General features: G+C 69.9%; 13 protein-coding genes. 6 read left to right on the top strand and 7 right to left on the bottom strand.

What is annotated here, in order from left to right:
- Positions 1-36: 36 nt before the first annotated feature.
- The 5 genes from ACFVWD_RS05415 to ACFVWD_RS05395 all read right to left on the bottom strand — a co-directional run bounded on the left by ACFVWD_RS05415 (position 37) and on the right by ACFVWD_RS05395 (position 6,260).
- Positions 37-1,761 carry a fatty acyl-AMP ligase gene (locus tag ACFVWD_RS05415; RefSeq protein WP_389594080.1) on the bottom strand — a complete coding sequence of 575 codons (1,725 nt, stop codon included), beginning with the start codon at positions 1,759-1,761 and terminating at the stop codon, positions 37-39.
- A 286-nt stretch (positions 1,762-2,047) separates the two neighbouring features.
- Complete coding sequence (locus ACFVWD_RS05410; RefSeq protein ID WP_389594079.1) at positions 2,048-2,878, bottom strand: alpha/beta fold hydrolase; 831 nt, start codon at positions 2,876-2,878, stop codon at positions 2,048-2,050.
- 102 nt (positions 2,879-2,980) lie between these two features.
- On the bottom strand, positions 2,981-3,796 hold the full coding sequence (locus tag ACFVWD_RS05405; RefSeq protein ID WP_389594078.1) for an alpha/beta fold hydrolase: 816 nt from the start codon (positions 3,794-3,796) through the stop codon (positions 2,981-2,983).
- Positions 3,797-3,882: 86 nt separating this feature from the next.
- Entirely contained in the window at positions 3,883-4,572 is a 690-nt protein-coding gene (locus ACFVWD_RS05400) for a response regulator (RefSeq protein ID WP_389594077.1), read from the bottom strand.
- Positions 4,569-6,260, bottom strand: coding sequence for an ATP-binding protein (locus ACFVWD_RS05395; RefSeq protein WP_389594076.1), 1,692 nt, complete (start codon positions 6,258-6,260; stop codon positions 4,569-4,571). The genes ACFVWD_RS05400 and ACFVWD_RS05395 overlap by 4 nt, the downstream gene beginning before the upstream one ends.
- A 236-nt stretch (positions 6,261-6,496) precedes the next feature.
- Here ACFVWD_RS05395 and ACFVWD_RS05390 point away from each other — a divergent pair, with 236 nt between their 5' ends.
- The 4 genes from ACFVWD_RS05390 to ACFVWD_RS05375 all read left to right on the top strand — a co-directional run bounded on the left by ACFVWD_RS05390 (position 6,497) and on the right by ACFVWD_RS05375 (position 10,570).
- A complete protein-coding gene (locus ACFVWD_RS05390) occupies positions 6,497-7,357 on the top strand; it encodes an ABC transporter ATP-binding protein (RefSeq protein ID WP_389594075.1) in 861 nt (286 codons plus the stop codon).
- Positions 7,354-8,232 (top strand): ABC transporter permease, encoded by an 879-nt coding sequence (locus ACFVWD_RS05385; protein ID WP_389594074.1) that lies wholly within the window; start codon positions 7,354-7,356, stop codon positions 8,230-8,232. Before ACFVWD_RS05390 ends, ACFVWD_RS05385 begins: the two co-directional genes overlap by 4 nt.
- 59 nt (positions 8,233-8,291) lie before the next feature.
- Positions 8,292-9,380 (top strand): ABC transporter substrate-binding protein, encoded by a 1,089-nt coding sequence (locus ACFVWD_RS05380; RefSeq protein ID WP_389594073.1) that lies wholly within the window; start codon positions 8,292-8,294, stop codon positions 9,378-9,380.
- Positions 9,381-9,514: 134 nt separating this feature from the next.
- Positions 9,515-10,570 carry an ABC transporter substrate-binding protein gene (locus ACFVWD_RS05375; protein WP_389594072.1) on the top strand — a complete coding sequence of 352 codons (1,056 nt, stop codon included), beginning with the start codon at positions 9,515-9,517 and terminating at the stop codon, positions 10,568-10,570.
- A 15-nt stretch (positions 10,571-10,585) separates the two neighbouring features.
- Here ACFVWD_RS05375 and ACFVWD_RS05370 read toward each other — a convergent pair whose 3' ends face one another.
- Positions 10,586-11,377, bottom strand: coding sequence for a DUF427 domain-containing protein (locus tag ACFVWD_RS05370; RefSeq protein WP_389594071.1), 792 nt, complete (start codon positions 11,375-11,377; stop codon positions 10,586-10,588).
- A 9-nt stretch (positions 11,378-11,386) separates the two neighbouring features.
- Positions 11,387-11,662 (bottom strand): SHOCT domain-containing protein, encoded by a 276-nt coding sequence (locus ACFVWD_RS05365; protein WP_389594070.1) that lies wholly within the window; start codon positions 11,660-11,662, stop codon positions 11,387-11,389.
- A 240-nt stretch (positions 11,663-11,902) separates the two neighbouring features.
- Here ACFVWD_RS05365 and ACFVWD_RS05360 point away from each other — a divergent pair, with 240 nt between their 5' ends.
- Positions 11,903-12,331 (top strand): hypothetical protein, encoded by a 429-nt coding sequence (locus ACFVWD_RS05360; RefSeq protein ID WP_389594069.1) that lies wholly within the window; start codon positions 11,903-11,905, stop codon positions 12,329-12,331.
- A 188-nt stretch (positions 12,332-12,519) separates the two neighbouring features.
- Complete coding sequence (locus ACFVWD_RS05355) at positions 12,520-13,359, top strand: SDR family oxidoreductase (RefSeq protein WP_389594068.1); 840 nt, start codon at positions 12,520-12,522, stop codon at positions 13,357-13,359.
- Positions 13,360-13,434: the final 75 nt, after the last annotated feature.

Below are 13,434 nucleotides of genomic sequence, written 5' to 3'. Positions count from 1 at the left end.
GTGTCCGCGCCGACGGGGGGGGTGACCTCGTCTACCTCATCTCGCGGCGGGCGCGCCGACCACCGCGAGGGCATCGGCGAGGTACGCCGCCCGGGAGGCGTGGCGCTGGATCTTCCCGCTGGACGTCTTGGGGATGGTGCCGGGGTGGACCAGCACGACGTCACGCACCGCGAGGCCGTGGGCCTCGCCGATCGCGCTGCGGATCACCTCGGTGATCCGCGCGGAGTCGGCCGCCGCGTCCGGGGCCGTCTCGGCGACGATGACGGGCTGTTCGCCCTCGGCACCGCCGTCCACGGAGAACGCGGCGGTGCAGCCCGGCCGGAGCGCGCCGTGGGACATCTCGGCGGACAGCTCCAGGTCCTGCGGGTAGTGGTTGCGTCCGTCGATGACCATCAGGTCCTTGAGGCGGCCGGTGACGAACAGTTCGCCCTCGCGCAGGAATCCGAGGTCGCCGGTCCGCAGGAAACGGTCCGGACGGTCGTTCAGCGTGGCCCGGAAGGTCTCGCGGGTGGCGAGGGTGTTGCGCCAGTAGCCCTTGGCGACGCTCGCGCCGCTCACCCAGATCTCGCCGACCTCCCCTTCGGGCAGCTCCTCCCGCCGCTCGGGGTCGGCGATCACCACCGTCGTACCGGGGATCGGCCGCCCGGAGCCGACGGCGGCCGCGTCGGCCGCGCCCGCATTCGGACTTGCCCCGGGGGCCGCGGCGAGGGTGGGCGGGGTGTCGGCCGAGCCGCCGGTGACGATGAGCGTGGCTTCGGCGAGGCCGTAGCACGGGTACAGGGCTTCATGCCGGAAGCCGGCCGGGGCGAAGGTCTCGGTGAAGCGCCGCAGGGTGGCGGCCCGTACCGGTTCGGCGCCGTTGAAGGCGACCTTCCACCGGGCGAGGTCGAGTCCGTCGAGGAGTTCGGGGGTGGCGTGCTTGAGGCACAGCTCGTAGGCGAAGTTGGGGCCGCCGCTGGTGTGCGGGCGGTAGCGGCTGAGGGCGGTCAGCCAGCGCGCGGGCCGCTGGAGGAAGTGCAGGGGCGAGAAGAGCGTGGCGGTGGCGCCGAGGTGGACGGTGTTCAGGACCGGGCCGATGAGGCCCATGTCGTGGTACACGGGCAGCCAGCTGACGAACAGTTCGTGGTCGTACTCCGCGAGCGTGTCCGGGGTGTGGCCCATCCGCTCGGTGATGGCCCGCTGGTTGTCCAGCAGGTTCCCGTGCGTCACCATCACGCCGCGCGGGGCGGAGGTGGAGCCGGAGGTGTACTGGAGGAAGGCGACCGAGTCGTCGGTGAGGCCGGGTTCGCGCCAGGAGTCGGCCGCCTCGTCGGGTATGTCCTCGGTGGCGACGCAGGTGATCGCGTCCAGTTCGGGCAGGTGCTCCCCCTGGGCGGCCAGGGTGGCGAGCACCTCACGGCCGCCCAGGATCACCTTGGCGTCCGCGTCGGCGATCAGGCGCTTCATGCGGGTCAGGGCACGTTGGTTCTGCGACCGCCCCTGCGGGGGAACGCCCGGCACGGCGACGACCCCGGCCGAAAGACAGCCCAGGTAGCCGGAGATGAACTCCAGGCCGGGCGGGTACAGCAGCAGTGCGCGGGATCCGGCCAGACCGCGTTCCTGCAGCCAGGCGGCGACGGCTCGGGACCGACGGGCCAGACGTCCGTACGAGATGTCCTGGATCTCTCCGTCGCAGTCGCCCGTGACGAGGTAGCGGTATGCCGTCCGCTCCGGCTGTTGCGAGGCATGCGTGGTCAGTAAGTCGACCAGGGAACGAGCCATATGAGGAGTCTCACCTGTTCGAATGAGTGAGCGAGAAAACTGGAGTTCGAAGGCCGCGGGGTGCGTATGCGCAGGCGCCGTGGCCGCCCGGCCCCCTTGCCGGACAGTCCGTCTCGACCAACCCGCCCGAGGAGCAGCGGCGATGCATACGCCGGCCCCTCGTGACCCTCGTTCGGCTTGCTACCAACGAGTAACACGATAGCAAGTCTTGTCGGCCAGGTGGATGTAACCGCGGGTATTCAATAAGTAACTGGCCAATCTGGCCAATCGGCCGTCCTGCACGCCTTCATGACGGGCCGGGAGTCGCGGGGTGTTCGAGGTGCGTGACGAAGGCGGCGAGGTCGGTGACCACACGGTCGGGCTGCTCCCAGTGGACGTCGCGCCCGGCGCCCTCGTAGGCGATCAGGCGTGAACCGTGGATGGCGTCCAGGATGGTCTGCTGGTCGCCGCGGGGCAGCAGGTCGTCCTGGTCACCCCAGATGACGAGGGTGGGCACCAGAATGCCGGCGAGGGTCGCGCGCAGATCGGTGTCGAGCAGTCCGCGCAGGGTCTCCTGCCAGACGTACGCGGGGACCTTGAGGTTTTCGTCGATCATCGTCTCGACGAGGCCCCTGGCGACGGGCCGGTCCACCGCGCCGGAGAGGAACTCCTCGACGAACTCGCGGGGTACGGGGTCGGAGAGTCCCTCGACGGCCTCCCGCATCCCGGTCACCGCCGGCTTGTCCTCCAGCGTGCCGGGTACGCCGATCAGCACCAGCCCCGAGATCCGGTCGGGGTGGCTGCCCGCGACCATCCGGGCGGCCACGCCGCCGCTCGAGGACGCGACGAGCACGGCGCGGTCGATGTCGACGGCGTCCAGGAAGGCGACGAGGTCGGCGGCGTAGTCCTCGGGCGTGTAGCCCTCGGGAGGGCGGTCGGCGTCGCCATGGCCGCGCTGGGTGGGCGCGTAACCGCGCAGGGCGGCCGGAAGGCGCCTGAGGAGGGGCTCGAAGGCCCACCAGGAGTCACCGAGTCCGTGCACGAAGACGACCGGTGTGCCGCCGGGGTAGCCGGCCTCGGCGTAGGGCAGCGTGAGTCCTGCCCGCACCTGGGCGGACTTCAGGGAGATCACGGTCACGACACCCTGCCTCCTTCGCCCCGCCGCCCGGTCGGGGAACCAGGAGCGGAGAGCGAGCGGCGATCACTTCCGACAGTACCGACGAGCGGCGGGGCCCGCGCCTCAGAACGCCCGGAGGAAGCGGGTGAGGGCGGCGGCGTACCGCCGCGGATGGGTGACGTGGGGAATGTGTCCCGCCCCTTCGACGGTCTGCCGCCGCGCCCGCGGCAGGGCCGCGGCCAGCCGGTCGAGGATCGTCGTCAACCACACCGGGCTCTGGGTACCTCCGCTGAGCAGTACCGGTGCGGCGCACCGGGCGAGGGCGTCGGTATCGATCTCCGCCCAGTCGGGGTCGGACTGTTCGTCCAGCCAGGTGGGCGCGTTGTGCACGAATGTCTCGCGCACGGCGGCGGGCAGCCGGTCCCAGGTGCCGGGTCCCATGGCGACCTCCTCCACGAACTGCCGTGCGCCCTGCCGGTGCTCGCCCTTGCGGAGATGGGCGAGTACGGCGTCCATCGAGGCTTGCGTCGGGCGCAGTTGTCCCAGTGCGTCCGGGTCGTCAGCCACGATCGCGACGAGCGGGGGCTCGTGGACCGTGACGCTGCGGAACAACTCCGGTCGGCGCGCCGCAAGCCCGAGTGCGATCGACCCTCCGAAGGAACTGCCCGCCACGTGCGCGGGCGCGGGTCCGAGCCGCTCGATCAGGGCCTCGAGGTCGTCCTCGTCCTGTCGGCGGGTGCCCTGGCCCGGCCCCGCTTCGCTCTTCCCATGACCACGGCGGTCATAGGTGACCACCCGCAACGACGCACGGAGGTCGGCCTCGATCGCGGGCTGCCACGAGGTGTGGTCGCTCCACGAACCGTGGACGAGGACGAGCGGGTCGCCCTCTCCGACGACCTGGTGGTAGAGGTCCAGGTCGCCTGTACGCAGCAGGGGCATGCGTCACTCCTGTGGGTGGAGGGCGGGGCGGGAGCGGCCCGCCGTGAGCATGCCTTCAGTGTGCTCCGCAGGCACCGGTCGCGATGTCAGGACACGGTGCGGTAGCGGTGCTCGGGGCGGCCGGTCGCGCCGTAGCGGAGCTCCAGTCGGACCATGCCCTCCCGGACGAGGTAGGACAGGTAGCGCTGGGCCGTGGCGCGGGAGACGCCGGTGAGTTCCGCCGCCTCGGCCGCCGACATGTCCCGGCGGGCCGTGCGGACCGCCTCGTGGAGCAGGGCGAGGGTCGGCGCGGAGTGGCCCTTGGCCGGTACCGCGGGCAGGGCGGAGGGGCGGACGACGCTGAACAGGGCGTCCACGTCGGCCTGGTCGGTCTCCGCCTCCGGGCCCAGGACGTTCACCCGGTGCTGGAGTGCGCGGTAGGCGGCGAGGCGCTCGGCCAGGGCGTCGGCGCCGAAGGGCTTGACGAGGTATCCGACGGCTCCGAGCTTCATCGCGGTCCGTACGGAGGTGATGTCCCGGTCGGCCGTGATCACGATGGCGTCGGGGCGGGCGCCACCCGCGTCGCCGGTCAGCTGTCGCAGCACGTCGAGGCCGCTGCCGTCGGGCAGGAAGATGTCGAGGAGCAGCAGTTCCGGGTGGAGCGTGTGGACGGCGTCCAGCGCCTCGGCCACGTTCGCCACCTGGCCGACGACCTCGAAGCCCTCGACGCGGGCCACGTATGTGCAGTGGAGTCCGTTCACCCGGAAGTCGTCGTCCACCACCAGGGTCCGTATCACCAGCGCTCCCCTCCATCGGCCGCGGCCAGGGCGCCCGCCGGTACCAGCGGGGCCGTCGTGAACAGTGCGCCCTGCGGCGCGGGCGCGACGTCCGGCAGGGGCAGCGTCACGGTGAAGACCGCCCCGGGCCCCTCGCTGACCGTGATGGTGCCGCCGTGCCGCTGGACCAGCCGGTGGACCAGGGCCAGTCCGAGGCCGCGCCGGGCGGTGCCACGGTCCGGCCGGGTCGACCAGCCGTCCTCGAAGATGGACTCGGCCGCGCCCGGCGGGATGCCGGGTCCGGTGTCGGCCACCCGCACCAGTACCTCCGTGGTGGCCTCGACGACCGTGAGCCGTACCTCCCGGCCGCCCGCCGGGGCCGGTCCGCCGACCGCGGCGTCGAGGGCGTTCTCCAGCAGGTTGCCGACGATGGTCAGCAGCCGGTGCAGATGCGGCGGCTGCTCGCCGAGCGCGGAGTCCTCGCCCAGCACGATCCGTACGCCGCGCTCGGCGGCGACCGTCGTCTTGGCCACGATCAGACCCACCATCAGGGCGTTGCCGATGTGCTCGCGCACCGACTCGGTCAGCTCCTGGTCGGCTCCGGCCAGCTCGACGGCGTACTCGTACGCGGACTCGTACTCCCCCACGTCCAGCAGCCCGGCCAGGGTGTGCATCCGGTTGGTGAACTCGTGCTGCTGGGCCCGCAGCGCGTCCGTCAGCCCGCGCACCGAGTCCAGCTCCCTGAGCAGTCCGACCAGTTCGGTGCGGTCGCGCACGGTGACCACCGCTCCCAGCGCGCGGCCGTGCAGCGTCACCGGCATCCGGTTGACGGCCAGGCAGTGGTCGTCGGTGAGGACCGTGATGTCGGTCCCGGTGAGGCTGCCGTCCAGTGCCCGGCGCAGCCGCCCCTCGGGCAGGAGTGCGTCCAGCCGGCTGCCCAGTGCCGTGCCCAGACCGAGCAGATGGCGGGCCTCGTCGTTGATGACGGTGACCCGGCCCTCGGGGTCGAAGGCGACCACGCCCTCGCGGATGCCGTGCAGCATCGCCTCCCGGTCCTGCAGCAGGCCGGCGATCTCCTCCAGTTCCAGCCCGAACGTCGTCCGCTTCAGGCGTCTGGCCAGCAGGAACGCGGCCATCGAGCCGAGGGCGGTGGCGATCGTGGCATACAGACCGAAGGTGGGCAGCTCCCGCCACAGCTCGCCCACTACGTTGTGTTCCGGGATGCCGACCGACACCTCGCCGACCAGCGTGCCCGTGGGCCCCTTCAGCGGAGCCTTGCCGTTGGCGGACCGCCCGGTCGCGCCCTGGTCGGAGCCGACGTGGGAGCGGCCGTCGAGCACCGCGATCGGCTCGGCGATCGGCTCGCCGATCAGTGCCGGGGTGGGGTGCGAGTGACGGATGCCGTGCAGGTCGATCACGACCACGTACGACGCCCGCGAGGCGATCCGAATCCGCTCGGCCACGGTCTGCACGATGTCGCCGCCACCCCCGTACTCCATGGCCTGCTGGATCTGCGGCTCGGCGGCGGTGGTCAGGGCGATGGCCAGCGCACGCTGCTCGTAGGAGCGGTCGATCTCGGCCCGCTGAGCGAACGCGAACAGTACGAAACCGATGGCTCCGGAGAGGGCCAGGATGGCCAGCTGGTTGGCCAGAATCCGCGCGGAGAGCCTCCCCTTCCCGGCGCGGCCGATCCGGATTCGGATGGGCATCACAGGTGCCTTCGCCCTTGTCTTGCTGCCGGGCCCGGCCCCTTCGCCGTAACCCGTGGTGGCGTGATTGTGCCCCACCAGGGAAATTCTGCCCACCCCTGCCCCACTGAGCAGAACGCGCAGAACCCCGGTTAACACAACTAACGCGAGATACGTCTGAAACAGCGACGTAATACGGGGCGGCCTCTAGCGTCTGCCTTCCTCGACCCCGAGGTTAGGGAAGGAGACGGCCTCAGATGGCTTCGCGAAACGATGCCGCGTTGAGCACGGTCGCCGACAAAAGCGGCCAGGACAGCGCGCGAGTCGAGATTTCAGGGCTCACCAAACGATTTCTGACTCCCGCGGGTGAGGTGTTCACGGCGCTGCAGGACGTTTCGTTCACCGTGGAGCCTGGCCAGTTCTGCGCGGTGGTGGGCCCGACGGGCTGCGGCAAGTCGACGACCCTGAGCATGGTCTCCGGGCTCGACCGGCCCAGCGAGGGCTCGGTCAAGGTCGGCGGCCGTGAGGTGGACGGCGTCACCGACGGCGTCAGCTTCATGTTCCAGACCGACGCGCTGCTGCCCTGGAAGACGGTTCTCGGGAATGTGCTGATGGGCCCGGTCTTCCGCGGCATCCCCAAGCAGAAGGCCCAGGTCTCGGCGCGCGACTGGCTGCGCCGGGTGGGCCTGTCCGGGTTCGAGGACCGCTACCCGCACCAGCTCTCCGGCGGTATGCGCAAGCGCGTGGCGATGGCCGCGGCGCTGATCAACGAACCGAAGATCCTGATCATGGACGAGCCGTTCGGCGCCCTGGACGTGCAGACCAAGGCGATCATGTCGACCGAGCTGCTGGGCCTGTGGGAGCAGATCCGTCCGTCGGTCATCTTCATCACCCACGACCTCGACGAGGCCGTGGCGCTCGCCGACCGGGTCGTCGTCATGACGTCCAGCCCCGGATCGGTCAAGGCGGTCTTCGACATCGACCTGCCCCGCCCGCGCGGCGCGGTCCAGGAGATCCGCTTCCAGCCCCGCTTCATCGAACTCCAGCACCAGATCTGGGAAACGCTGCGCGAGGAGGTGGAGCGCGCCTACGCACGCACCGCAGGAGGTACGGCATGAGCACGACATCCGCAGTTTCCGCCCCGCTGGTCAAGGACGGCACACCGCCCTCGGCCGCGGCCACCGCGAAGCGGGCCGCCCGGCGGCGCACCGCGCTGGTGTGGGCGGGCCGCATCGGCCTCGCGGCCTTCGTCCTCGGCGGCTGGCAGGCGTTCACCACCTGGGGGATCGTCGACCCGTTCTTCTTCGGGCAGCCGTCCGGCATCGCCAAGCGGCTGGTCGACCTCTTCCAGCACGGCACCGAGTTCGGATCCTTCTACGCGAACATCTGGACAACGATCCAGGAGGCGCTCGCCGGCTTCGCCCTCGGCGCCGTCACCGGAGTGGTCTTCGGTGTCGCGCTGGGCCAGAGCCGCTTCCTCGCGGACGTGCTCGGCCCCTACATCAAGATGGTGAACGCGATCCCGCGGATCGTCCTCGGCTCGATCTTCATCGTCGCGTTCGGCATCGGAGTGCTGCCGAAGATCCTGCTCGCCGCGGTGCTGGTGTTCTTCATCGTCTTCTTCAACGCCTTCCAGGGCGTCCGTGAGGTCGACCGCAACATCCTCGCCAACGCCAAGGTGCTCGGCGCCTCGCAGCTGCAGATCATCCGGCACGTCATCGTGCCGTCCGCGCTCACCTGGATCATCGCCAGCCTGCACAGCGCCTTCGGCTTCGCCATCGTCGGCGCGCTCGTCGGCGAGGTGCTCGGCGCGCAAAGCGGGCTCGGCCTGGTCATCAAGACCGCGCAGAACAACTTCGACCCCAACGGCGTGTTCGCGACGATGCTCGTCATCTCGGTCATCGTGCTCGGCGCCGAGTGGCTGATCGGCAAGCTCGAGCACCGGCTGCTGTCCTGGCGCCCGCCGGCCCCGTCCGAGGCGAACTCCCTCTGACGCCCCCGCACTTCCCCCCACTTCATCTCAGAACCCTCAGCAAAGGAATGTGGTCAGCCATGTCCAGACGACCCGTCGCCGTCGCCGCGTCCGTCCTCACCGTTCTCGCCCTCGGCGCCGTCAGCGCCTGTTCCGGCAACTCGTCCGCCGCGAGCGGCGGTTCGGGCTCCACGCCGACCGTCAAGCTCATGGCCGGCGGCCTCGACAAGCAGATCTACCTGCCGTACCAGCTCGCCCAGCAGCTCGGCTTCTACAAGAAGTACGGCGTCAACGTCGAACTGAGCACCGAGCAGGACGGCGGCGTCGGCGCCGAGGACGCCATGGCCTCTGGGCAAGTGGACATGTCGGGCGCCTGGTACAACCACACGATCGACTTCCAGGTGAAGGGCAAGGCGGTCGAGGACGTCGTCCAGCTCTCCGGTGCGCCGGGCGAGCGGGAGATGTGCACCACGAAGAGCGGCGTCAAGTCTGCCGCCGACTTCAAGGGCAAGACGCTCGGCGTCACCGACCTGGGCTCGGGCACCGACACCCTCACCCAGTTCCTCGCCGCGCAGAAGGGCCTCAAGACCAAGGACCTCAGCCGGATCGCGGTCGGCGCGGGCTCCACCGCCGTCGCCGCGCTGCAGAACGGCAAGGCCGCCTGCGTCATGACGACACAGCCGACGGTCGCCGCGATCCAGAAGAAGGGCGTCGGCTCCTCCGCGATCGACCTGGCCACCACGGCGGGCGCCAAGGCCGCGATGGGCGGCGCCTGGCCGGCCGCGAGTGTCATCGCCCGTACCGACTGGGTGAACTCGCACAAGGATGCGGTGCAGAGGGTGGTCAACGCGCTCGTCGCCACCATGCACTGGATCAACACCCACAGCGCGACCGACATCGCGAACAAGCTTCCGCAGTCGTACGTGCAGAACCAGCTGGTCACCAAGGCCGACTACATTTCGGCCCTGACCCAGGACAAGGGCCAGTTCCTCCCGGACGGCATCATGCCGGCCGGCGGCCCGAAGACCGTCCTGGCGACCGAGGAACTGGTCGGCCATGCGACCTCGAAGGTGAACCTCGCCACGACGTTCACCAACGACTTCGCCATCAAGGCCAACAAGACCGAGGGCTTCAAGACCACCACGACCCCGGCGGGTCCGAACGGCTGAGCCTTCGCCGATCACGGGGCCGCCCAGGTGCCTGCCACCTGGGCGGCCCCGGGCCGTGAGCACGAGCCTCGGGCGGGTACCTTCTGCGCCACGCCCGCATGTCCCCGCCCACCCGCTCGCAAAGGAGACCAGCGATGAAGCCGGTCACCACGTCCTTGCTCGCCAGGGGCGCCTGCGTCGCCCTCGCGCTGGCCGTGCCCGCCTGCAGTGGAGGGGGCGGGTCCAGCGCCGCGGTCGCGTCAGGGAACGGCGACGGCACTCCGGTGGTGCGGATCATGGTCGGGGGCCTCGACAAGCAGATCTATCTGCCGGTGACGCTCGCCCGGGAGCTGGGCTACTACCAGGCGCAGGGCCTGGATGTGCGGTTCTACGACGAGCCGGACGGGGTCGAGGCCGAGACCGCCATGGTCTCCGGCCAGGTGGACGCGGTGGTCGGGTTCTACGACCACACCGTCGACCTGCGGTCCAAGGGCAGGTCCACCGAGTCCGTCGTGCAACTGCTCCGTGCCCCCGGCGAGGTCGAGATGGTCCGCACCGACGAGACGGGCAGCGTCACGAGCCCGGCGGACTTCGGCGGCAAGCACCTGGGCGTGACCGGCCTCGGCGCCTCCACCAACTTCCTCACCCAGTACCTGGAGGAGAAGAACGGCGTCAAGGCGGGCAGCGCCACGTCGGTCGCCGTCGGCGCGGGCTCCGCCTTCGTGGCGGCGATGCAGAACAAGGAGATCGACGCCGGTATGACCACCGAGCCGACCGTCTCGCTGCTGGAGCGGAAGAAGCTGGCCGAGCCGCTGATCGACATGCGCACGGCGGCGGGCGCGAAGGCTGTGCTCGGCGGCACCTACCCGGCCTCCTGTCTCTACCTCACCACCGGGTACGTCCAGAAGAACCCGGAGGTGGTGCAGAAGCTGGTCAACGTCTACGTCGAGACGCTCAAGTGGATCCAGGCCCACTCCGCCGCCGAGATCGCCGACAGGATGCCGGCCGACTACTACGCGGGCGTCGGCAAGGCCGTTTACGCCAAGGCGCTCCAGAACGAGAAGAGCATGTACTCCCCCGACGGTCTGATGCCCGCCGACGGTCCCGAGACCGTCTACAAGGTCCTCTCCGCCTTCGACCCGACGGTCAAGGGTCACCCCGTCGACCTGTCCAAGACCTACACCGACGACTTCGTCAACAAGGCCGAGTAGCGGCCCGCGCCGCCGTCACGTCGCCGGTCGCGCCGAGAGTGTCGAGGTGAACGGGGTGTCGGGGCGCTCCAGGCGTTCCCCGTCCACGGTGATGTCGACCGCTTCGTTGTAGAAGGCGAGGAGGCCTTTGACGGCGCCCACCGCGGGCAGTGGCTCCGGGTAGCTCCACACGAGGTTCGCCGGGATGTTGCCGCCGCACCGCCACGACCAGTACCTGGCGGTGCCCTTGTAGGGGCACCCCGTGCTGAGGTCGCTGGGGACGAACAGGTCGAGGCGGACGTCCTCACGCGGGATGTAGTACCGCGTCGGCAGGCCGGTCTCGAAGAGCAGCACCGGACGGCGGGTGTCGGCGACCGCCGTGCCGTCGATCTCGACCCGGACGTGACGGCTGCTCGGGAGGGCGTCCACCCGCTTGTGCGGATCGCGGGGGTGGATGAAGATCTCCTCGTCCTCCTCGTACCAGTGGTCGAGTCCCCGGCCGCTGCGTCGGAACCACTCGAAGGCGATGTGGCCGGCCAGGTCTTCGGCGGGGAACGTCCAGGCCGCGTTCTCCAGCAGTTCGCCGTCGACCTCGAGGTCGTAGAAGACCCGCGATCCGCCGTGTGTGCCGGTCCGCGGGTTCTTCGCCGGGCGGAGCAGGTCCTCGCGGACCTCCTCACGCGGGAACGCATACAGGGGAACGGGCACTTCGGGCTCCCATACGAGGACGGGGTGCCGGCTGTCGACGACCGTCACCTCGCCCTTGCGGCCGCGCACCCAGCGCTCACTGGGCTCCCACAGCAGGCCTTCCGGAGTGGTGAGGTTCATGGACCCTCACTACCCAAGGATCCTGCGCTTCTGCTCCTCGAATTCGGCCTCGGTCAGGACACCCTGGGCCTTGAGTTCCCCGAGTTGCTTGAGCTGATCGATCCTGCTGCTCATGTCGTCGGCCGACGGGGCGGGCGGCGCGGCGGGCGCGGGCTGCGGCGGGGCCTCCTGGTAATCCTGCTGAGCCCATCGCCCCTGCTGACGGCGTGACACACGGTTCGACACGGCGGTCGCGGTACCGGCCACCACGGCTGTGCGGGCGACCCCGCGAAGGAGACCTGGCACGGCTGTTTCCTTTCTGGAAAAGCGGCCTGCGAATAAACACGCTTCCTTGACCGACGGGCAATTCTCGGCGCGTCGGACACCTCCATTGGAGCACCGCACGGATTCCCCCGCACATCGGCATCGGCGCCGCCTCCCGGGAATTCCGCCGTTCTGCCGGTCGGTGACTCTCATGGCAAGCTGAAATGTGGACCACCGACCGGTCACAGGTCAGTGGTGAGGTCTACGTGGGAGGAGCTCGATATGACCACGACTGGGATGCACCAGCGACACGAGACCGGGAGCGGCGGACCGTGGGCGTCCAGCTGGACCGCCTTCGCCGCAGTCATGATGATCTTCGGCGGAGTGATGGCGATATTCGAGGGAATCTCCGCCATCGCCGAGGACGACGTCTTCGTCCTCACCCGCAACTACGCCTACAACTTCAATCTGACGAGTTGGGGCTGGATCCACCTCTCCCTCGGCGTCCTGGTCGTCCTCGCCGGCGCCGCCCTGTTCACCGGAGCGATGTGGGCACGCGTGGTCGGAATCGCCCTGGCAGGCCTGTCGATGATCGCCAACTTCATGTGGCTGCCGTACTACCCCGTCTGGGCCATCGTGCTGATCGCCGTGGACGCCTTCGTCATCTGGGCGCTGTGCGTCGGAATCAGCCGGCAGCCCCGCACCGAGTAGCCGAGCACGCCGTCCGGGGCGACCCCGCCGGCGCATTGGGCCGTTCAGCCCGGGTCGGCCCCCCGACCGGCTGACAGCGGACGTGCCGACGAGCCGTCCCGACTCACCGGTGTTTTCGTTGTGGTGCGGATTCCTCCGAAAAGCGGATTCCTCCGATGATCCGAGTCGGCACCCACAGGGAGACACGAGTGGAAACCAGCGGCAGTGACGGTCGCCAACCCCTTGCCTTCCCTCTCCTCAAGGGGCAGAAGGCGCTGGTGACGGGCGCGAATTCCGGGATCGGCAAGGCCACGGCCATCGGCCTCGGCCGGGTGGGCGCCGACGTGGTGGTGAACTACGTGTCCGGGCGGGACGCCGCGGAAGAGGTCGTGCGCGAGATCGAGGGCTTCGGTGTGCGCGCCTACGCGCACGAGGCGGACGTGTCGCAGGAGGACCAGGTCGTCGGCATGGTGTCCCGCATGGTCGAGGAGTTCGGGACCATCGACGTCATGGTGGCGAACGCCGGGCTCCAGCGCGACGCTCCCGTCACCGAGATGACCATGGCCCAGTGGCAGAAGGTGCTGGACGTCAATCTGACCGGACAGTTCCTGTGCGCCCGCGAAGCGACCAAGGAGTTCCTGCGGCGGGGCGTCGTCCCCGAGGTCTCCCGTTCGGCCGGGAAGATCATCTGCATGAGTTCGGTCCACCAGATCATCCCGTGGGCGGGCCATGTGAACTACGCGTCGTCCAAGGGCGGGGTGCAGATGCTCATGGCGACCCTCGCCCAGGAGCTCGCGCCGCGGGGGATCCGGGTGAACGCAGTCGCTCCGGGCGCGATTCGCACGCCCATCAACCGCGACGCATGGGACACCCCCGAGGCCGAGGCCGACCTCCTCCGGCTCATCCCCTACCGCCGTGTGGGCGACCCGGACGACATCGCGAACGCGGTGGCCGCGCTCGCGTCCGACCTCTTCGACTACGTCGTGGGCACCACGATCTACGTGGACGGCGGAATGACGCTGTTCCCCGGTTTCGCCACCGGCGGCTGAAGCGCAGGGCCCCTCAGCCATCCCGTACGAACCACCGAGGTCATGTGAACAGCGCAATCGGCCACCTTCTCGCGG

The organism is Streptomyces sp. NPDC058086, assembly GCF_042885015.1.
GTDB lineage: Bacteria > Actinomycetota > Actinomycetes > Streptomycetales > Streptomycetaceae > Streptomyces.
Note: the sequence above shows the minus strand (reverse complement) of the source record. Positions and strands in the feature narration are given on the sequence as shown.